Annotated in this window: 22 protein-coding genes; 15 read left to right on the top strand and 7 right to left on the bottom strand. The window is 70.7% G+C overall.

Annotated elements, in window-relative coordinates:
* Positions 1–59: 59 nt before the first annotated feature.
* The 9 genes from ACZ6D7_RS31175 to ACZ6D7_RS31135 all read left to right on the top strand — a co-directional run bounded on the left by ACZ6D7_RS31175 (position 60) and on the right by ACZ6D7_RS31135 (position 7,159).
* Complete coding sequence (locus tag ACZ6D7_RS31175) at positions 60–1,517, top strand: menaquinone biosynthesis decarboxylase (RefSeq protein ID WP_469497865.1); 1,458 nt, start codon at positions 60–62, stop codon at positions 1,515–1,517.
* The gene (gene mqnP / locus ACZ6D7_RS31170) at positions 1,514–2,416 is read left to right on the top strand and encodes a menaquinone biosynthesis prenyltransferase MqnP (protein ID WP_469497861.1); all 903 of its coding nucleotides are present in this window, start codon (positions 1,514–1,516) and stop codon (positions 2,414–2,416) included. Before ACZ6D7_RS31175 ends, mqnP begins: the two co-directional genes overlap by 4 nt.
* Before the next feature lie 45 nt (positions 2,417–2,461).
* On the top strand, positions 2,462–3,034 hold the full coding sequence (locus tag ACZ6D7_RS31165) for a Uma2 family endonuclease (protein ID WP_469497859.1): 573 nt from the start codon (positions 2,462–2,464) through the stop codon (positions 3,032–3,034).
* Between the two features lie 55 nt (positions 3,035–3,089).
* The gene (locus ACZ6D7_RS31160) at positions 3,090–3,746 is read left to right on the top strand and encodes a UbiX family flavin prenyltransferase (protein WP_469498006.1); all 657 of its coding nucleotides are present in this window, start codon (positions 3,090–3,092) and stop codon (positions 3,744–3,746) included.
* A 68-nt stretch (positions 3,747–3,814) separates the two neighbouring features.
* A complete protein-coding gene (locus ACZ6D7_RS31155) occupies positions 3,815–4,270 on the top strand; it encodes an Lrp/AsnC family transcriptional regulator (protein ID WP_469497857.1) in 456 nt (151 codons plus the stop codon).
* 84 nt (positions 4,271–4,354) lie between these two features.
* On the top strand, positions 4,355–5,518 hold the full coding sequence (gene mqnE, locus ACZ6D7_RS31150; RefSeq protein WP_469498003.1) for an aminofutalosine synthase MqnE: 1,164 nt from the start codon (positions 4,355–4,357) through the stop codon (positions 5,516–5,518).
* A gap of 43 nt (positions 5,519–5,561) precedes the next feature.
* Complete coding sequence (locus ACZ6D7_RS31145; RefSeq protein ID WP_469497855.1) at positions 5,562–6,086, top strand: GNAT family N-acetyltransferase; 525 nt, start codon at positions 5,562–5,564, stop codon at positions 6,084–6,086.
* 75 nt (positions 6,087–6,161) lie between these two features.
* Positions 6,162–6,455, top strand: a complete 294-nt coding sequence (locus tag ACZ6D7_RS31140) for a DUF4229 domain-containing protein (protein ID WP_469497852.1) — start codon at positions 6,162–6,164, stop codon at positions 6,453–6,455.
* Between the two features lie 59 nt (positions 6,456–6,514).
* Positions 6,515–7,159 carry a TetR/AcrR family transcriptional regulator gene (locus ACZ6D7_RS31135; RefSeq protein WP_469497849.1) on the top strand — a complete coding sequence of 215 codons (645 nt, stop codon included), beginning with the start codon at positions 6,515–6,517 and terminating at the stop codon, positions 7,157–7,159.
* Between the two features lie 27 nt (positions 7,160–7,186).
* Here the strand turns inward: ACZ6D7_RS31135 and ACZ6D7_RS31130 are convergent, their stop codons facing one another.
* The 3 genes from ACZ6D7_RS31130 to ACZ6D7_RS31120 are packed head-to-tail and all read right to left on the bottom strand — an operon-like array spanning position 7,187 to position 9,985.
* On the bottom strand, positions 7,187–7,708 hold the full coding sequence (locus tag ACZ6D7_RS31130) for an SMI1/KNR4 family protein (RefSeq protein WP_469497846.1): 522 nt from the start codon (positions 7,706–7,708) through the stop codon (positions 7,187–7,189).
* 55 nt (positions 7,709–7,763) lie between these two features.
* Positions 7,764–8,651, bottom strand: coding sequence for a MaoC family dehydratase (locus ACZ6D7_RS31125; RefSeq protein ID WP_469497844.1), 888 nt, complete (start codon positions 8,649–8,651; stop codon positions 7,764–7,766).
* Positions 8,651–9,985, bottom strand: coding sequence for a 3-oxoacyl-ACP reductase (locus ACZ6D7_RS31120; RefSeq protein WP_469498000.1), 1,335 nt, complete (start codon positions 9,983–9,985; stop codon positions 8,651–8,653). Before ACZ6D7_RS31120 ends, ACZ6D7_RS31125 begins: the two co-directional genes overlap by 1 nt.
* A 91-nt stretch (positions 9,986–10,076) precedes the next feature.
* On the opposite strand from ACZ6D7_RS31120, the gene ACZ6D7_RS31115 reads away from it, so the two are divergent.
* The 4 genes from ACZ6D7_RS31115 to ACZ6D7_RS31100 all read left to right on the top strand — a co-directional run bounded on the left by ACZ6D7_RS31115 (position 10,077) and on the right by ACZ6D7_RS31100 (position 15,025).
* The gene (locus ACZ6D7_RS31115; protein WP_469497840.1) at positions 10,077–11,411 is read left to right on the top strand and encodes an acetyl-CoA C-acetyltransferase; all 1,335 of its coding nucleotides are present in this window, start codon (positions 10,077–10,079) and stop codon (positions 11,409–11,411) included.
* Positions 11,412–11,790: 379 nt separating this feature from the next.
* Entirely contained in the window at positions 11,791–13,704 is a 1,914-nt protein-coding gene (locus ACZ6D7_RS31110; RefSeq protein ID WP_469497837.1) for an AMP-dependent synthetase/ligase, read from the top strand.
* Positions 13,705–13,737: 33 nt separating this feature from the next.
* Positions 13,738–14,229: a hypothetical protein gene (locus ACZ6D7_RS31105; RefSeq protein ID WP_469497836.1), complete on the top strand. Its 492-nt coding sequence runs from the start codon at positions 13,738–13,740 to the stop codon at positions 14,227–14,229.
* A gap of 7 nt (positions 14,230–14,236) precedes the next feature.
* Positions 14,237–15,025 (top strand): HEAT repeat domain-containing protein, encoded by a 789-nt coding sequence (locus ACZ6D7_RS31100; RefSeq protein ID WP_469497833.1) that lies wholly within the window; start codon positions 14,237–14,239, stop codon positions 15,023–15,025.
* A gap of 21 nt (positions 15,026–15,046) precedes the next feature.
* Here the strand turns inward: ACZ6D7_RS31100 and ACZ6D7_RS31095 are convergent, their stop codons facing one another.
* The 4 genes from ACZ6D7_RS31095 to ACZ6D7_RS31080 form a co-directional block, all read right to left on the bottom strand.
* On the bottom strand, positions 15,047–16,114 hold the full coding sequence (locus ACZ6D7_RS31095) for a CU044_5270 family protein (protein ID WP_469497830.1): 1,068 nt from the start codon (positions 16,112–16,114) through the stop codon (positions 15,047–15,049).
* Positions 16,111–16,794: an RNA polymerase sigma factor gene (locus tag ACZ6D7_RS31090; protein WP_469497827.1), complete on the bottom strand. Its 684-nt coding sequence runs from the start codon at positions 16,792–16,794 to the stop codon at positions 16,111–16,113. The genes ACZ6D7_RS31095 and ACZ6D7_RS31090 overlap by 4 nt, the downstream gene beginning before the upstream one ends.
* Positions 16,795–16,875: 81 nt before the next feature.
* On the bottom strand, positions 16,876–17,121 hold the full coding sequence (locus ACZ6D7_RS31085) for a DUF397 domain-containing protein (protein WP_469497826.1): 246 nt from the start codon (positions 17,119–17,121) through the stop codon (positions 16,876–16,878).
* Positions 17,118–17,984 carry a helix-turn-helix domain-containing protein gene (locus ACZ6D7_RS31080; RefSeq protein ID WP_469497824.1) on the bottom strand — a complete coding sequence of 289 codons (867 nt, stop codon included), beginning with the start codon at positions 17,982–17,984 and terminating at the stop codon, positions 17,118–17,120. Before ACZ6D7_RS31080 ends, ACZ6D7_RS31085 begins: the two co-directional genes overlap by 4 nt.
* 125 nt (positions 17,985–18,109) lie before the next feature.
* Here ACZ6D7_RS31080 and ACZ6D7_RS31075 point away from each other — a divergent pair, with 125 nt between their 5' ends.
* Together ACZ6D7_RS31075 and ACZ6D7_RS31070 are read left to right on the top strand one after the other, a co-directional pair.
* Positions 18,110–18,535 (top strand): ATP-binding protein, encoded by a 426-nt coding sequence (locus tag ACZ6D7_RS31075; protein WP_469497821.1) that lies wholly within the window; start codon positions 18,110–18,112, stop codon positions 18,533–18,535.
* Between the two features lie 57 nt (positions 18,536–18,592).
* Positions 18,593–19,084, top strand: a complete 492-nt coding sequence (locus ACZ6D7_RS31070) for a peptidylprolyl isomerase (RefSeq protein ID WP_469497818.1) — start codon at positions 18,593–18,595, stop codon at positions 19,082–19,084.
* Positions 19,085–19,239: the final 155 nt, after the last annotated feature.

Genomic DNA, 19,239 nt, shown 5'->3' with positions numbered 1-19,239 from the left:
GCGGTCCGGCCGGGGGGTGATGCGCCGGCTGGGGGAGGGGCTCGGCGATACTGGGACGCATGGCTTACGACGATCTTCGTTCCCTGCTCAGGGCACTGGAACGCGAAGGCGACCTCAAGCGCGTCAAGGCAGAGGTCGATCCGTACCTGGAAGTCGGGGAGATCGTCGACCGGGTGCAGAAGGCCCAGGGTCCCGCGCTTCTCTTCGAGAACGTGAAGGGCTCCGACCTGCCCCTCGCGATGAACGTCTTCGGCACCGACCGCCGCCTGCTCAAGGCGCTCGGGCTGAAGTCGTACGCGGAGATCAGCGACAAGATCGGCGGACTGCTGCGGCCCGAGCTGCCGCACGGCTTCGTCGGGGTGCGCGAGGCGTTCGGCAAGCTCGGCGCGATGACACACGTCCCGCCGAAGAAGGTGAAGTCCGGCGACGCGCCGGTGCAGGAGGTCGTCCTGCACGGCGACGACGTGGACCTCGACCGCCTCCCCGCCCTCTTCACCTGGCCGCAGGACGGCGGCTCCTTCTTCAACCTCGGGCTCACGCACACCAAGGACCCCGAGTCCGGGATCCGCAACCTCGGGCTGTACCGCCTCCAGCGCCACGACAAGCGCACGATCGGCATGCACTGGCAGATCCACAAGGACAGCCGCAACCACTACCAGGTGGCCGCCCGGCGCGGTGAGCGGCTGCCCGTCGCCATCGCCTTCGGCTGCCCGCCGGCCGTCACCTACGCCTCCACCGCGCCCCTGCCCGGTGACATCGACGAGTACCTCTTCGCCGGGTTCCTCGCGGGCAAGCGGATCGAGATGGTCGACTGCAAGACGGTCCCGCTCCAGGTGCCGGCGCAGGCGGAGGTCGTGATCGAGGGCTGGCTGGAGCCGGGCGAGATGCTGCCGGAGGGTCCCTTCGGCGACCACACCGGTTTCTACACCCCGCAGGAGCCGTTCCCGGCCCTGAAGATCGACTGCGTGACGATGCGGAAGCGGCCGTTGCTCCAGTCGATCGTCGTCGGCCGCCCGCCCACGGAGGACGGACCGCTGGGCCGCGCCACGGAGCGCTTCTTCCTCCCCCTCCTCAAGATCATCGTCCCGGACATCGTGGACTACCACCTGCCCGAGGCCGGCGGCTTCCACAACTGCGCGATCGTCTCGATCGACAAGAAGTACCCCAAGCACGCGCAGAAGGTCATGCACGCGATCTGGGGCGCCCACATGATGTCCCTGACCAAGCTGATCGTGGTCGTCGACTCCGACTGCGACGTCCACGACCTGCACGAGGTCGCGTGGCGGGCGCTCGGCAACACGGACTACGCCCGTGACCTGTCGCTCGTCGAGGGCCCCGTCGACCACCTCGACCACGCCTCCTACCAGCAGTTCTGGGGCGGCAAGGCGGGCATCGACGCGACGAAGAAGTGGCCCGAGGAGGGCTACACCCGCGACGGCGGCTGGCCGGACATGGTCCTGTCGGACCCGGACACGGCGGCGAAGGTCGACCGCCGCTGGAAGGAGTACGGGCTTTGAGTTCCGCATCCGCAGCGCTCCCGCAGCCGGGACGCACGAAGGCCTTCCTCCGTCTCGTGATGATCGAGCACTCGGTCTTCGCGCTGCCCTTCGCCTACATCGCCGCGCTGACCGCGATGTTCCAGCTGGACAAGAACATCCACTGGGGCAGGCTGCTGCTCGTCACCGTCTGCATGGTGGGGCTGCGCACCTTCGCCATGGCGGTCAACCGGATCATCGACCGCGAGATCGACGCCCGCAACCCGCGCACGGCCCACCGCGAACTGGTCACCGGCGCGGTGTCGGTGAAGCACGCCTGGACCGGCGCCCTGATCGCGGTCGTGGTTTTCCTCGGCTCGGCGGCGCTGCTCAACCCGCTCTGTCTGGCCCTGGCGCCCGTCGCGGTGATCCCGATGGTGGTGTACCCCTACGGCAAGCGGTTCACGAACTTCCCGCAGGCCATCCTGGGCCTCGCCCAGGCCATGGGCCCGGTCGGCGGCTGGCTGGCGATCACCGGTGAGTGGTCCTGGGACGCGGTCGTCCTCGGCCTCGCCGTCGGCATCTGGATCGGCGGCTTCGACCTGATCTACGCCTGCCAGGACGTCGAGACCGACCGCGAGACCGGTGTGATGTCGGTGCCGGCCCGCTTCGGCATCCCGGCGGCGATCCACTCCGCCCGCGCCTGCCACGCGATCACCACGGCCCTGCTCGTCTGGTACGCCCTGCTGACCGACGCCGGCGCGTTCTTCTGGCTCGGCCTCCTGATCGTCGCGGCCGCCTTCGGCTACGAGCACACGATCGTCCGCCCCCACGACCTCTCCCGCCTGAACAGGGCGTTCTTCTCCGTCAACGGCTTCATCGGCATTGCCCTGTTCGTGTGCGCGCTGCTGGATCTCCTGGTTCGGGGTCTGACCGCCTGAATACGGTCGGCCTAACATCGAGGGCAGGACCCCAAGGAGGCCACCGTGACCGTCCCGGACCTTGACCGCCTGCACTCGCAGCTCAGCCGGTTCGAGGACATGTTCCCCGGCTATCGCATGGAGATTGTCGAGGGCAACATCATGATGAGTCCGGTCAAGCCCCACCACGCCAAGACCATCCGCTTGGTGTGGAACGACCTCGAGGCCCAGTTGGGCCCCGAGTGGGACTTCGCCAGCGATGTCGCCTTTCCCTTCGACGACGACAACGAGTTCTGCCCCGACCTCGCGGTCATCCCCGCCCCGGAGGCGGCCAAGAACAAGGGTGCCTACTCACCCGATCTCATCGAGCTGGTGGTCGAAGTCGTCTCCCAGGGCAGCATCCGCCGCGACTACGAGGTCAAGCCCCGCTGGTACGCCTTCCGGGGGATCGCCAACTACCTGATCCTCGACCCCCTCCAGGGGCACGCCGTGACCCTGTGGAACCCCGGCCCCGACGGCTACCGCGGCCGCGACACGATCGCCTACGGTCCCGAGCTGACCGTCGACTCCCCGCTCGGCAAGCTCACGATCCCCACCGCGCACCTCCCCGTCGACCCCAACGCGCCCCACCGGTCCTGAAGACCCCCGCGCCCACCGGTACGCTCAAGGTGTGAACGCAGGAGAAACGCAGCGCGTGCCTTGGATCGTGGGGGTGTCCGGGGCGTCCGGTACGCCGTACGCCGCCGCTGTGCTGCGGGCGCTGCTCGCCGGGGGCGAGCGGGTCGATCTGGTGGTCAGCCGGGCCTCGCGGCTCACCCTGCTGGACGAGACGGGGATCTCGTTCCGGGACGCGCACTGGCGGGACGACCTGCGGGAATGGCTGGCGCGGGGGGCCGACGGCAAGCCGGGCACCTTCGACGTCGACCTCGACGGGGTGCGGTACTGGGGTGCCGGGGACCTCGCCGCGGGCCCGTCCTCGGGGTCGTATCCCGCGAAGGGGATGCTGATCGTCCCCGCCTCGACCGCCTGTGTCGCCGGTGTCGCGCTCGGGCTCTCCAAGGACCTTCTCCAGCGGGCGGCGAGCGTGACGCTCAAGGAGCGCCGCACGCTGGTCGTCGCCGTACGGGAGACCCCGCTGAACGGGCAGACCCTGCGGCATCTCGTCGCTCTCGACGACGCCGGCGCGAGCGTCGTGCCCGCGTCGCCCGCCTTCTACGCGGGCGCCACCCACATCCAGGACCTGGTCGACTTCGTCGCCGGACGGGTCCTCGACGCGGCGGGGGTCGCGCACGGTCTCTACCGCCGCTGGGAGGGCGAACTGGGCGGCGCGAGCGGAACCCGGGACACGTGAGCGCCATCTGAGTACGTCGCAGTACCTCTCATCTCTTCAGGAACTTTGATCGGAAGGCTTCGATTCGCATGGACGCGGTGGACAGGCAGCTCATCCAGGCCCTGCGGGAGAACGGCCGGGCCTCCTACGCGGAGCTGGGACGCCTCGTCGGCCTGTCGGGACCCAGCGTCACCGACCGCATCAACCGGCTGGAGGCGGCCGGTGTCATCACCGGCTACCGCGCCACGGTGAACGCCGCCCAGCTGGGCCTCGGCGTCACCGCCCTCATCGGCATCTCCCTCTCCGACGCGGCCGACCACGAGGACGTGGCCAACCGGATGAAGGACCTGAACGAGATCGAGGACTGCTGGTTCATCGCCGGCGACGACTCGTTCATGCTCAAGGTGCGGGCCAACGACGTGGACGGCCTGGAGAAGATCATCCGCCGGCTCAGCGGGACCAAGGGCGTCTCCCGGACGCGTACCACCATCGTGCTCTCCACCAAGTGGGAGAACCGGGTCGGGGACCTTCCGGAAGAGGTCTAGGCGCCTCAAGTGCCGTATGGGGGAACCGCCCGCCCGAAGGGTGGGGGAGTACGGTTTACAGATCTGTCTAGGAGAGGGATGACCATGGACGTCGGGCTCAAGCGCGAGCTGGAGGAGAAGGTCAGGGCCGGTGAGCGGCTGACCCGCGAGGACGGCATCGCGCTGTACGAGTCGGACGACCTGGCCTGGCTGGGCGGGCTGGCGCACGAGGTGCGCACGCGCAAGAACGGCGACGTCGTGCACTTCAACGTCAACCGCCACCTCAACATGACCAACGTGTGCACGGCGTCCTGCGCCTACTGCTCCTTCCAGCGCAAGCCGGGCGAGAAGGACGCGTACACGATGCGCATCGAGGAGGCGGTGAAGCTCGCCAAGGCGATGGAGTCGGAGAACCTCACCGAGCTGCACATCGTCAACGGCCTGCATCCGAACCTGCCGTGGCGGTACTACCCGCGCTCGCTGCGGGAGCTGAAGGCGGCCCTGCCGAACGTGTCGTTGAAGGCCTTCACGGCCACGGAGATCCACCACTTCGAGACGATCTCCGGGCTCACCGCCTCCGAGATCCTCGACGAGCTGATCGACGCCGGTCTGGAGTCGCTGACCGGCGGCGGCGCCGAGATCTTCGACTGGGAGGTGCGCCAGCACATCGTGGACCACCGCACCCACTGGGAGGACTGGTCCCGGATCCACCGCCTGGCGCACGAGAAGGGGCTCAAGACCCCCTCCACGATGCTGTACGGCCACATCGAGGAGCCCCGCCACCGCGTCGACCACGTCCTGCGCCTGCGTGAACTCCAGGACGAGACGGGCGGCTTCCAGGTCTTCATCCCGCTGCGCTACCAGCACGACTTCGTCGACATGAAGGACGGCAAGGTACGCAACCGGCTCCAGGCCCGCACCCAGATGGCCACCGGCGCCGAGGCCCTGAAGACCTTCGCGGTCTCCCGGCTGCTCTTCGACAACGTCCCGCACGTCAAGGTCTTCTGGGTCATGCACGGCGTCCAGACCGCCCAGCTGGCCCTCCAGCACGGCGCCGACGACATGGACGGCTCGGTCGTCGAGTACAAGATCACGCACGACGCCGACAACTACGGCACCCCCAACAAGCTGACCCGCGAGGACCTCCTCGACCTGATCCGCGACGCCGGCTTCCGCCCGGTGGAGCGCAACACGCGCTACGAGATCATCCGTGAGTACGACGGTCCGGACCCCCTGCGCCGGGAGTCGCCGCAGCCGATGCGGGTCTGAATCGCCGTTGAGGCAAGGGCGGGGTAATGACTACCCTGCCCTCATGCCCCTTACCTTCACGCTGGACCCGGCCGTTGACCCCGCCCTGCGCGACGGTGTTCTCGACCTCTGGACGGACGTCTCCAACGCGGGCGGAGCCGTCGGCTTCGTGGCGCCCGTGACCCGCGAGGAGATACGGCCGGAGCTGGTCAAGCACCTCGCGGCCATGGCCGAGGGCCGCCACCGGCTGCTCGTCGGGCACGACGAGAGCGGCGAGGTGGCCGCGACCGCGTTCTTCTCCTTCAACACGCACCGGCTGATGACCCACTGGGTGTGGCTGTACACGGTGATGGTCCACCCCCGGCATCAGGGCAAGGGCTACGGCCGCGATCTGCTGGCGGCCGCGGCCGACGCCGCCCGCGGGTTCGACGGCATCGAGGCCGTACGGCTCACCTGCCGCGGCGGGCTCGGTCTGGAGCGGTTCTACGGCTCCTGCGGCTACAAGGAGGTCGGGCGGATACCCGGCGCGATCCGGGTCGCGCCCGGCGACGACCGCGACGACGTCATCATGCTGCTGCCGCTCGTGTGACCCCCTTCGAAGATCGGGACCTGGGCGTGCTTCACTGGACGTTGGCCCTGTTTTGGAACGGAAGAGTGGGTTGAGATGCTCCGCTACACACTGATGCGCCTCGGTGTCTTCGCCGGTTGCCTCGTGGTCGTCTGGGGCCTCGTCTACTCGGGCGTCGTGCCGCGCGGCCTCGGTGACTCCAACGGCATGTGGATCGTCCTGCTCGCGCTGGTGCTCTCCGCGCCGATCAGCTTCGTCGCGCTGCGCAAGGAGCGCGACCGCGCCTCGGAGACCGTCGTGCGCCGGGTGGACCGGATGAAGGCCAACCTGGAGGCCAACCGCTCCCAGGAGGACGGGGCGGTGGACTCCGCGCAGGGCCAGGCGTCGTAGTGGAGTCTCTCCTGGTCCAGCGGGAGTTCGGACCGGCCGGGCCCAACTAGGCTGGCCCCATGGGTGCCGTGAAGACCAAGCGGATGCCGCGTGCGGTCCGTGAGCAGCAGATGCTGGACGCCGCCGTGGAGACCTTCGGCCGGCGGGGGTACATGGCCGCGTCGATGGACGAGATCGCCGAACTGGCGGGCGTGTCCAAGCCGTTGGTGTACCTGTACCTGAACTCCAAGGAAGACCTCTTCACCGCCTGCATCCGGCGGGAGGCCCAGGCGCTGGTCGCGGCCGTACGGTCCGGCATCCGCACCGACCTGCCCGCCGACCGCCAGCTCTGGGACGGCCTGCTGGCCTTCTTCGCGCACACCGGGGAGCACCCGCACGCCTGGTCCGTTCTGCACCTCCAGGCCCGCACCCACGGCGAGACCTTCGCCGCCGAGGTCACCGCGATGCGCGAGGAGATCGTCGCGTTCGTGACCCAGCTGATCGTCGTCGCGGCCCGCGAGGCGCACCGCGACCCCGACCTTCCCGAACGCGAGGTCGCCGGCCTGGCCGAGGCCCTGGTCGGCGCCGCCGAGTCCCTCGCGGCCTGGGCCAACACGAGCGCGGCCGTCACCCCCCGCCAGGCGGCCGCCACCCTGATGAACTTCGCCTGGTCCGGCCTGTCCAGCCTGATGGAGGGCAACGCCTGGACCCCTCCCGAGGCGTAGGGGCGGTCTCCTCGGCACTGTCCGTTCTCAGGGCAGGAACGCGTAGAACGGGCCGTCGGGCGCGAAGTTGCGCGAACACAGCGTCACGTCCCTGCCCTTGAGGTAGTCCAGCAACCACTCGCTGAACGTCATCTCGTAGAGGGTCCAGGCCGGACTGTCGAACTCCTGGACCACGACGCGCCAGGGCGAGGAGGGGGAGTCGGGAACGCGAAGGAAGATCGCCTCGCCCGTCGTGGCCGACGCCACCGGTATCAGTTCCCCGGGGTTCGCCCCCACCGGACTCGGCAGGAACTCGACCATGTCCTCCTCGCGCCAGAGCTCAAGATCCCCCCTGATGTCCTTTCCCAGACTGTGCAGAAGATGACCGGCGGGGTGCGTCAGATACAGCTGCTTGTTGACCTCGATCGAACCGTAGGCGTCCACGATCTCGCGGAAGTCCGCGGGGAATTCGATGCCGAGTTCCCGCTCCAGTTCGATCCATGGAGCCGGATCCGACCAGTTGAACCGGGGTTCGCCCAACAGGGCTGTGATCTCTGGAAGCGTTGCCACCACTTGGCTCCTTGTCGATCGCCGTACAGGAGCAAGTCTCCTTGATCCCCTGGGCTCACGAGGTCAGCGCATCGACCCTGCCGCTCACATGGACCCGCCCCTCGTCCCCCGCCCCCCGCAGCTCGAACCGCTCCCCGTCCGACGCGAATTCCACCGTGCCCGGCAGCAGCACCGGCGCCCGGAAGTCGGCGCGGACCCGGACGGCCGGTGGGGTGCCGTGGGCGGCGAGGCAGCGGGCGGCGGTCCACATGCCGTGCGCGATGGCCCGGGGGAAGCCGAAGAGGCGGGCGGTGAGCGGGTGCAGATGGATGGGGTTGCGGTCGCCGGACACGGCCCCGTACCGCCGCCCCACGTCACCCCCGAGCCGCCACTCGTCGAGCAGGGGCAGAGGCAGCGGCAGCGCAGCCGGAACCGACTCCGGCACCAGCTGCTCCGGTTCCCTCGGCGCGGTGGCCGCCGTCGTCGCGTGCCGGGCCAGATAGGTACTCGTCGACTCCCACACCGCCTCCCCGCCCCCGCCCCCGGCCTCCCTCAGCTCCGTGACGACCGACGCCTCCGTCCCGCGCCGGTGCGGAACCAAGTGGTCGACGTACACGGTGAGTTCGTACGTGTCCGCGACCGGCAGGGAGGCGTGGCGGGTGATCTCGATCGATGTGTGGACCAGTCCCAGCAGCGGGAGCGGGAAGGCCCGGCCGCTCATGAGGGCCATGGCCAGCGGGAAGCCCAGGACGTGGGGATAGGTGACCGGCAGGCCGTCGCCGCCGGTGGCGAAGCCGCACACCCGCTCGTAGCGGGACAACCGGTCGACGTCGGCCCGCAGACCGGGCAGGACGAGCGGGTCCCCGGTGAAGGCGACCCCCGGTCGGGGCCTCTTGAAGGGCGAGAGCAGGGCGCCGCGCGCCAGCAGCGGGCCCAGGGACGGCGCGTTCCTCAGCGCGGTCATCACGCCCCCAGCAGGCTCTGGCCGCACACCCGCACGACCTGACCGTTCACCGCGCCGGACGCCGGGTGGGCGAGCCAGGCGGTGGTCTCGGCGACGTCCACCGGCAGTCCGCCCTGCGCGAGGGAGTTCATCCGGCGCCCGGCTTCCCGGATGAACAGCGGCACGGCGGCCGTCATCCGCGTCTCGATGAACCCGGGCGCGACCGCGTTCACGGTCACCCCGTGCTCGGCCAGGGCACGCGGCGCGAGCGCCTGCACCAGCCCGGCGATCCCCGCCTTGCTCGCGCCGTAGTTCGTCTGCCCGGCGTTGCCCGCGAGTCCGGCGATGGACGCGGTGGCCACGATCCGCCCGCCCTCCCGCAGGGTGCCCTTGGCGAGGAGGGCGTCCGTGGTGCGCAGCACGCTCGCGAGGTTCACGTCGAGCACCGAACCCCAGCGCTCGGCGGGCATGTTGACCAGCCGCCGGTCCCGGGTGATCCCGGCGTTGTGGATCAGCACGTCCAGCCCGTCGGGGAGTGCGGTGGCGATCCGCTCGCCCGCGTCGGCGGCGGTGATGTCGAGCGTGAGGGCCCGCCCGCCGAGCCGTTCGGCGAGCCGCCGGGCGTCCGCCTCGGCCTGCGGCACGTCGAGGACGACGACCGTCGCGCCGTCCCGCGCCAGCGTCTCGGCGACCGCCGCGCCGATCCCGCGCGCGCCTCCGGTGACGAGCGCGGTACGGCCGGAGAGGGGGCGGTACCCGTCCACCGACGGCCCGCCCCGGGCGGCGCCCACCCCGATCACCTGCCCGCTCACATAGGCCGACTTCGGCGACAGCAGGAACCGCAGCGTGGACTCGGCGGCCGCCGCGTCCGTCAGCCGTACCAGGTTCACCGTCCTGCCCCGCCCGATCTCCTTGCCGAGGGAGCGCGTGAACCCCTCCAGGGCCTGCTGCGCGGCCGCCTGGTGGTGGTCCCCGGCGTCGAGCGGCGCGCCGAGCACCACGATCCGGCCGCTCGCGGCGACGGACCCTACGACCGGGTGCAGCGCCGCGTGGACGTCGGCGAGGGAGCCGACGTCCCGTACACCGGACGTGACGTCTCGTACGCCGGTCGCGTCCAGGACGACGGCGGCGGGGGTGTCGGCCGTGTCGGCGCGGGCCGGTGGCAGTCCCGTGCGGGCGAGCACGGGCGCGAGGTCGAGGGTGGACTCCCCGGCCGTAAGGTGGATCAAGGTTCCTGTGAGGGACGGGTGTTCGGCGGACCAGCGCCTGAGCGCCGCCGGTTGCTGAAGACCGAGCCTTCGGGTGAGGAAGCGGCCCGGTGCGGTGGCGGTGAAGCGCAGATAGCGGTCGGCCATGTTCGTCTCCCACAGGCTCGGCACACACATGCTTACTCTGGAGTAAGGTTACCGTGGGTAAGTCTAGGTCAAGGGTGAGGAGCAGGTCGAGATGAGTGCCTCGGAGCCGTCACGGCTGAAGCTGGTGGAGCCGTCGGATTTCAGCCCTTCGGAGCCCCCGCGCGCCCGTCGCGTGGCGATCGTCGGCGGCACACGTGTCCCCTTCGCCCGCTCCGACGGCCCGTACGCCACCGCGTCCAACCAGGACATGCTGACGGCTGCCGTGAACGGCCTGGCGATCCGGTACGGGCTCGACGTGCCCGGAGTCGTCGGTGAGCTGGTCGCCGGCGCCGTGCTCAAGCACAGCCGCGACTTCAACCTCGCCCGGGAGACCGTCCTCGGCTCGAAGCTGGACTCCCGCACCCCGGCCTACGACATCCAGCAGGCCTGCGGCACCGGCCTCCAGGCCGTCATCGCCGCCGCCAACAAGATCGCCCTCGGCCAGACCGAGTCGGCGATCGCGGGCGGTGCCGACACCGCGAGCGACGCCCCGCTCGGCGTCAACGACGGGCTGCGTCGCATCCTCCTCGAAGCCCGCCGGGCCAGATCCACGGGCGCCCGCCTCAAGGCCCTCGCGAAGATCCGCCCCGGCCATCTGATCCCCGACATGCCGCGCAACGCCGAGCCCCGCACCGGCCTGTCCATGGGCGAGCACGCGGCGGTCACCGCCCGCGCCTGGGACATCTCCCGCGAGGCCCAGGACGAACTCGCGGCGACCAGCCACCAGCGGCTGGCGGCCGCCTACGACCGCGGCTTCTTCCGCGACATGGTGGTCCCCTTCCGCGACCTGGCCCGCGACCAGAACCTGCGCCCGGACTCCACCGCCGAGAAACTGGCCGCGCTCAAGCCGGTGTTCGGCACCGACGGCCCCAACCCCACGATGACGGCGGGCAATTCGACCCCGCTCACCGACGGCGCGGCGGTTGTCCTGCTCGCCTCGGAGGAGTGGGCCGAGGCGCGCGGCCTGGAGCCGCTGGCCTATCTGACCGCCTACGAGACGGCGGCCGTGGACTTCGTGCGCGGCGATGTCGCGGGCGGCGAGGACGGCCTGCTGATGGCCCCGGCGTACGCCGTGCCGCGCATGCTCGCGCGTACCGGGCTCGCCCTCGACGACTTCGACCTGATCGAGGTGCACGAGGCGTTCGCGTCCCAGGTGCTGGCCACCCTCGCGGCCTGGGAGAGGCAGGGCCTCGGGCCCGTCGACCGGGACCGGCTCAACGTGGCCGGCTCCTCGCTCGCGACCGGCCACCCGTTCGCCGCGACCGGCGCCCGGATCGTGGCGACCCTGGCCAAGCTGCTGGCCGAACGAGGCGGCCCCGCACGGGGGTTGATCTCGATCTGCGCGGCCGGCGGCCAGGGTGTCACGGCCGTGCTGGAACGAAGCTGAGCCGAAACCGCGCCGCGCGCCGGAGTGAAACCGAGCCCCGCCGGAGCGAGACTGAACCGCGCCGGAGCGAATCCGTGCCGCGTCGGCGCGAATCCGAGCCGCCCCGGAGCGAAACCGAACCGCACCGAACCGCACTGAACCGAAACCGAACCGCGCCAGAACAAAACTGAATAGCCCTCACATAACCAACGGGATTGCACAGCCCCGACGCCGGACCATCCCCGAACACCCACACCCTCCACACGCGAGCACCGTACGATCCCCTGCCTAACTGGCGGTAACCCCTGTCTTCGGGGGCATCCCGGTTGAACGCCTCGGCATGCGAGGCACGTACGTATGCAGCAAGCAGTTTCCCCGCTGCACGCCCAGGGAGCCGCCCGTGTCCACGCCGTACCCGACCTCCGCCGACTTCGCCGACGCTCCCCCTGCCCTGGTGGAGCCCGAGACGCGGCGGCTGGACGGCGTCGTGCGCGAGGCGGCCGTACCGGCGTTCGCGCACCCGGTCACGCACGGGTCGCTCGCCGATCTGCCCTTCGACAACTCCACAGCCGCCCCACAGGCGGTGGTGCTCAGCCGCAAGGGCCCGGACGGCGAGTGGACGGACATCACGGCGGAACGGTTCGCCGCCCAGGTGAACGCCGTGGCGCGGGGGCTGATCGCGGAAGGGCTGATGCCCGGCGACCGGATCGCCATCATGGCCCGGACGACGTACGAGTGGACGCTGCTCGACTTCGCCGCCTGGGCGGCCGGACTGGTCACCGTGCCCGTCTACCCCACCTCCTCGGTCTTCCAGACCCGCTGGATCCTCCACGACTCCGGCGCGGTCGCCCTGGTCACCGAGACGGTCGCGCAGGCTGCCGCGCTCGGCCCCGAACGCGACCGGCTGCCCGACCTCCAGCATGTGTGGGTCATGGAGAAGGGCCACGTCGACCGGCTCGCGGAGGCGGGCGAGCACGTGCCCGACGGCGAAGTGGCCGTCAGACGGGGCGTGTTGGGCCCCGACACGCTCGCCACCCTCATCTACACCTCCGGCACCACCGGCCGCCCCAAGGGCTGCGCGCTCACCCACGGCAACTTCTTCGCCGAGGTCGACAACGCGATCGAACTCCTCTACCCCGTCTTCAAGGGCTCGGGCGACGACCTCTCGGTCCTGCTCTTCCTGCCGATGTCCCATGTCTTCGGCCGGATGGTCGCCATCGCCTGCGTCCGCGCCCGGGTCCGTCTGGGCCACGCGCCGAGCCTGAAGTCCGACGACCTGCTGCCCGACCTGGCCGCCTTCAGACCCACCTGTCTCCTCGCCATCCCCTACATGCTGGAGAAGGTCTTCAACACCGCCCGCGCGAAGGCGGAGGCCGCCGGCCGGCTGTCCACCTTCGACCGCGCGGTCGGCGTCGCCCGCCGCTACGGCGAGGCCGTCGAGGCCCACAAGACCGGCACCGGCTCCGGCCCCGGCGCCACCCTCCGCGCCTCCCGCACCTTCTACGACCCGCTGGTCTACCGCCGCCTCCGCAACGCCATGGGCGGCCGCGTCCGCCACGCCATCTGCGGCGGCTCCCCGCTGGGCCGGCCCCTGTCGTCGTTCTACCTCGGCGCGGGCATCGAGATCTACGAGGGCTACGGCCTCACCGAGACCACCGGCGCCACCACGGTGACACCTCCGCTGAAACCCAGGCTGGGCACGGTCGGCTGGCCGATGCCCGGCACACGGATCCGGATCGCGGCGGACGGTGAGATCCTCATCGCCGGCGAACACGTCCTGCGCGGCTACTGGGACCCGGCGGCGGGCGGCGTCGTCCCCGCGGCCCCCGACGGCTGGCTCCCCACCGGGGACATCGGCGAGCTGGACGACGAGGGCTATCTGACGATAACCGGCCGCAAGAAGGAGATGATCATCACGGCGGGCGGCAAGAGCGTCGCCCCCGCCCCGCTGGAGAACTGGCTGCGCTCCCACCCCCTGATCTCCCAGGCCATCGTCCTCGGCGACGGCCGCCCCTACGTCTCCGCGCTCCTCACCCTCGACCCCGACGGCCTCACCCACTGGCGCAACATGAACGGCAAACACCCCGTCCCGGTGGAGCTGCTCATCGGGGACGAGGAGCTGGACGCCGTACTGCAACGCGCGGTCGACGAGGCCAACAAGCTGGTCTCCCGCCCGGAGTCGATCCGCCGCTTCGCCGTCCTGCCGACGGACTTCACGGAGCTGGACGGCCATCTGACGCCGTCGATGAAGCTGCGCCGGGAACGGATCCTGCGGGACTTCTCCGAGCAGGTGGAAGGGCTGTACACGCCGTAAAGGGCTCGCGGGGCGGGCGGCCGGGCGGTGAGGATGCCGGGTGTGAACGGCATCGAGTTCTTCCAGTACCCGCCGGAGGACGGCGGACCGGTCTGGGGCGTCCGCGTCGACGGCACCGACCTGCGCGCGCACGCGGCGTGGGCGACCCGCGAGCTGTGGCGCCCGGAACTGGAGGACCAGTTCGAGGACCAGGAGCGGGAGTCGGCGGAACTCCTCTGGCGCGGCCACGACGGACTGGGCGTCCTCGACTTCCCGGCGAACCCGTTCCTGGACACGGCCGACCGGACCCCGCTCCTCGGCTGCCCCTGCGGCATCTGGGAGTGCTGGCCCCTGACGGCCCGCATCGCCGTGACCCCCACGACGGTCACCTGGTCCTCCTTCCGCCAGCCGCACCGCGAGCAGTGGGGCGAACTGCCCCTCGGCCCGTTCGTCTTCGCGCGGGAGACCTACGAGGCGGCGCTGCGCAGCCCGGCGGTGCTCACGGAGGACCCGCTGGGCCCGCCCCCGCCCGGTCTGGGGGTGTGAGCGGGCCATGGCGATGTTCGTCCACCTCACCTCGGCCGCCGACGCGCCCCGCGTCCGCCGGTCCGGCGTCCGCGCGGTCAGCCGCGGGTATGGCGGCGCGCGCGGCGTCTACTGCTTCCCGGTGTTGCCCTCCCACACCCTCACCCACCAGTGGCTGCGCGAACTGGCCCGCTTCGGCACCCGGGGCGGCCTGGTCGCCGTGCACGTACGGCTGGACGACGCCCAGGAGGTGCTGGTCGGCCGCTACGGGCGTGACCAGCCCACCGTCACGGCCGCGGAGGCCGTCCGGCGGATCACGGCACTGGAGGACCCCCGGGGCTGGGAGGTCTTCGTGCCGCGCGCGATCCGCCCGCGCGAGATCCACCGGATCCGCACCGCCCCGCAGGTGGCCGGGTGGCGCTACCGGCCCGACGCCCACGGCACCCGCCCCTGCACCTGCTACGGCTGCGCCGTGCGCGGCGGTTACGGCGACCGCCGCCTCCGCGAGCGGCTGCCGCACCCCCTCGACGGCCCCGGCCCGCCGCCCCGCGTCCTGCTCGCCCGGATCGCGGCGGCCGGCGACCCCGGGGACCCGGCCGTGCTGCGGGAGGCGCTGCACTGGTTCGGGAAGCGCCGGCGCGGCCCGGTCGCCGAGCTGGCACGGCTGGCCACGCATCCCGACCCGATCGTGCGGGAGGAACTGGTGTGGGCGGTCTGCGGCTGGAAGACCCCCGGGGTGCCCGACCTGCTCGACCGCCTCGCCGCCGACCCGGACGCGGACGTCCGGGAGGCGGTGGAGGCGGTGCGGGAGGAGTAGCGGGCCCGGCGGGCCGACGGGCTACGGGCGCTCACCGGGCTTGTCCACCACCCCCCAGGCATCGCGGACGGTGGTCATGACCAGGTCCTCCGGCGCCATCGAGGGGTCGTCCTCGCCGGGGGTGTCGAAGGGCGCGGCCGTCGAGATCTCCCCCAGGTACGCGTACGTCTTCGGATCGAAGTAGATCTCCTGCTTGCCCTGGTGACCCGAGGGGGTGGGCTTGCTGTAGTTCACCGTCACACCGATGGCCGGGCGGCCGATCGGATCCTCGACACCCGTCTCCACCCGGGCGCCCGGAATCTTCGCGAGCGCCCGGAAGAGCCCCGCCTGGGCGTTCGGCGGGATCAGGACGGAGCGGTACAGGACGTCGATCTCCCGCCAGTCGCGCTGCGCCGTCGTCTCGCCCTTCAGGTCGCCGATGGCGTGCTCCTCACGGATCGCCTCCATCATGCGGTCGGGGTCACTGGGGAGGGTCTTGAGGAAGCGGTAGAACTGGCGCTGCGAGCGGTCGTCGTAGCCCTCCTCCTTCCACTTCTCCTCCTGGTTGGGCCCGTACCAGACCTGGAGCTTGTTCGGGTCGAAGTCCTTGATGCTGCCCTCGCCCGGGATGCCGGGCAGCCGGGCACTGCCGGTGCCGTCCCAGCGGGTCCACTGCTCCGAGGTCGAGCCGTTCTCGCCCAGGACCGTGCCCTTCTCGTACACCCACTGCTTGGGGCCGGGCTCGGTCGCGCCGGTCTTCTCCACGGTGGCGGCGGCCAGTTCGAGGGTGGCGGCGGAGGCCTGGGCGGACAGCACTTGAGGGCCAGTCCTGCGCTCGGCGGTGGAGGCGGTCGGCGTGCCGTCGTCGGAGTGGACGGCGATCAGGCCCCCGGTGACGGCCAGGGCCGCGGTCGCCGCGACGGCGATCAGGACGAGTCGGCGCCGGGGGCGCGGAGCGGTCGCTGCGGTGGATGGCCGGGCCTCCTTCTGGAACGCCGCGCTCAGCAGGGCGCGTGAGGGTGCGAGGCGGTCGCTGTCGGGGAGGGGGGCGTCGGCGCGCAGGGCACGGACGGCGGACAGCTCGTCGTTCGGTTCGTCCAGCTCGTTCATGCCAGGTCGCCTTCGGGTACGTGCGGTCCGAACGGATCGGCCGGTTCGGTCGGTTCGGTCGGTTCGGTCGGTTCGGTGAGGGGGCTGACCACGCCTGTCGCGGCGCGCAGCTTGCGGCGGGCCCGGTTGAGCCGGGACCGGACCGTGCCGACGGGGATGCCGAGGGCCTCGGCGATCTCCTGGTAGGTGAAGTCGGCCCAGGCGAAGAGCAGGAGCGCGTGCCGGTCGCCCTCGGAGAGCCTGGCCAGCGCCTTGGCCAGCGGCCGGGACGCGGCCTGGGCGGCCACCCGGTCGTCGGCGGAGTCGGTCCAGCTCTCGGCCACCGGGTCGTGACCGGTACGGGCGAGCAGCCGCAGCGCCTTGACCTCCTCCCGGCGATGCCGGCTGATCAGCTTGGCCGCGATGCCGTGCAGCCACGGGCGCACACCGGCCCGTTCACTGTCGTAGCGGGCCCGGATCCGGAAGGCCGTGAGGAACGTTTCCGCGGTGACGTCGTCGGCCGCGTCCGCACCGAGCCGCCGGGCGACGTACCGGTGGATGGTGGGCGCGTGGCGGTCGAACAGCACCGCGAAGCGCTCGGGTTCGTCGAGCGACGCCGCGATCAGCACGGTGTCCGCTTGCGCGGTGTCGCCGCCGGACGTGCCGCCCCCTTGGGAGGGACGGCACAGCGAATCAGTCATGGACGGGCCCCGTGTGGTCTGAGGAAAAGGACAGCGTTCACTCAGACTTGTCGACCGGGGCCGATCGGGTTCACGGCAGGGTCAGACGGTGACAGCGTGCGTGAGGAAGTCGGCCCAGGCGGCGGGGGAGAGGGCGAGGGTGGGGCCGGTGGGGTTCTTGGAGTCGCGGATGTGGATGGTGTGGGGGCAGGGGGCTACTTCGATGCAGTCGCCGCCCTCGCCGCTGCTGTGGGTCGACTTGCGCCAGGTGTACGCGGCTTCGAGGCACTCGCCGCCCTCACCGCTGCTGTAGCTGGACTTGAACCACGTGAGGTTCTCGCTGCTCATAGCTCCACCAGCTTCCCTTCGATCAAGGTGCGGGACTCCATGGGGTTGAGTGCCAGCGCGCGCATGAAACCATAGCGGTCCGCGATCTTCCTGACCTCTTCTGGATCGGTGATTAGCCGGGGGTGACCCTGAGCCTCCGTGTATGCCACCTGCCCGTGTGCCTTGGGGGTCAGCAAGTTGAACGCGCTGTCCAAGTTGGGGTGTTCCTCGCGCTGTGTCGGCATCACCTGGATCTCGACGTTCCGCAGGCTGCCTACCCGCAGCAGATTCTCCAACTGCCCCTTGAAGATGGCCAGTCCGCCAATCGGGCGATCCAGGAGAACCTCTTCGAGGACGTAGCTCACGATCGGCGGTGGCCAGCCGTCGAAGATCTGCTGGCGTGAGAGTCGGTCCGCTACGCGCTTCTCGATGGTCTCCTCGCTGAGGAAGGGGCGGCGTTGGCGGAACACTGCGAAGGCGTAGTCCTCGGTCTGCAAAAGCCCAGGCATGGCCTGGTTGGCATAGAAGTGCAACTCGACCGCCTCCGCTTCCAGCGCCGCGTAGCTCCGGTACCACTCCGGATGCCGCGTCCGTACCCGGGACATCGCCTCCCGCAGCTCAGGTACCGCCTGCAAGAACAGGCCCCCGGCGTCCAGCAGCTCGTCCGCCTTCTCCAGCACCTCCGGCCGGATCGTCCGTACCCCCCGCTCCATCGCGGAGATCGCATCGGGGCCGTAGCCCACCATCTGGCCGAAGTCCTTCTGCGTGTAGCCCTTTCGTTCCCGCAGGAGTTTCATCATCTTGCCGAGGGCCGTCAGCAGCCCCGTCGTTCCGTCGGCCTCCGCCGGGGTTTCCGGCCTGCGTTCATCCGTCACGTACGCCACCGCCCTCACGCCTTCGTGGTCACGGACGACGGCCCCGTACGCCTGCCCCACCGCAGCCGTACGGCTACACAGAGTCGCCAAGTCGCCCCTGGCCAGGGTAGATACAACCGACCACGCTCAGTCAGGTGAACTCCGAAATCTCCACCCAGATCTCCACCCCCCTCGGTGAGATGACCCTGCGTCTCAGTTCCACCCCGCGCGGTGCCCGCCTGGCCCGCCGGCTGACCGCGCAGCAGCTCACGGCCTGGGGGTACCCGCACGACGGCGACGCCAGCCGCGCCGCGCAGCAGGTCGTCGCGGAACTCGCCGCGAACGCGGTCACGCACGGGCGCGTACCGGGCCGGGACTTCCGGCTGAGGCTGTTGCTGCTCGCAGCCGGCACGCTTCGTGTCGAGGTGAGCGACACGCGGAGCGACCGGCTGCGGATCGTGACGGATCCGGAGGCGGAGGGTGGCCGGGGACTGGTGATCGTCACGGTGCTGGCCAGGGTCTGGGGGGTGACCGAGCGGGAGGTCGGCAAGACGGTGTGGGCGGAGCTGGAGCTGCCGTAGCGGGGCCGCCGCCGTGCCGATTACCGGAACGGGGCCGAATCGATGAATCATGGACCCATGAGCGACAACGTGTACTTCGACATCACCATCAACGACGAGCCCGCCGGCCGCATCGTCTTCAAGCTCTACGACGACGTCGTGCCCAAGACCGCCACCAACTTCCGTGAGCTGGCCACCGGCAAGCACGGCTTCGGCTACGCCGGCTCGTCCTTCCACCGTGTCATCCCGGACTTCATGCTCCAGGGCGGTGACTTCACCCGGGGCGACGGCACGGGCGGCAAGAGCATCTACGGCGAGAAGTTCGCGGACGAGAACTTCCAGCTCAAGCACACCAAGCCGGGCCTGCTGAGCATGGCCAACGCGGGCAAGAACACCAACGGCTCGCAGTTCTTCATCACGACCATCGTCACGTCGTGGCTGGACGGCAAGCACGTCGTCTTCGGCGAGGTCGTCGAGGGCATGGACCTGGTGAAGAAGATCGAGAGCCTGGGCAGCCAGTCCGGCCGCACCAAGGCCAAGGTCACCATCGCGGAGTCCGGCACCGTCTGAGGTTCCTGAGACGCGCTGCGGCGGGTGGGCCCGGTTCCGGGGGGGGGGGGGGGGGGACCCCCCCCCCCCCCCCCACCCCCCCCCACCCCCCCCCCGCCCCCCCGCGGCAAGGGGGGAGAAAAAGGAAAAAAAAAGAACAAGAGCGAGCCAAAACC

It is taken from the genome of Streptomyces sp. NPDC041784 (assembly GCF_055591025.1).
Note: the sequence above shows the minus strand (reverse complement) of the source record. Positions and strands in the feature narration are given on the sequence as shown.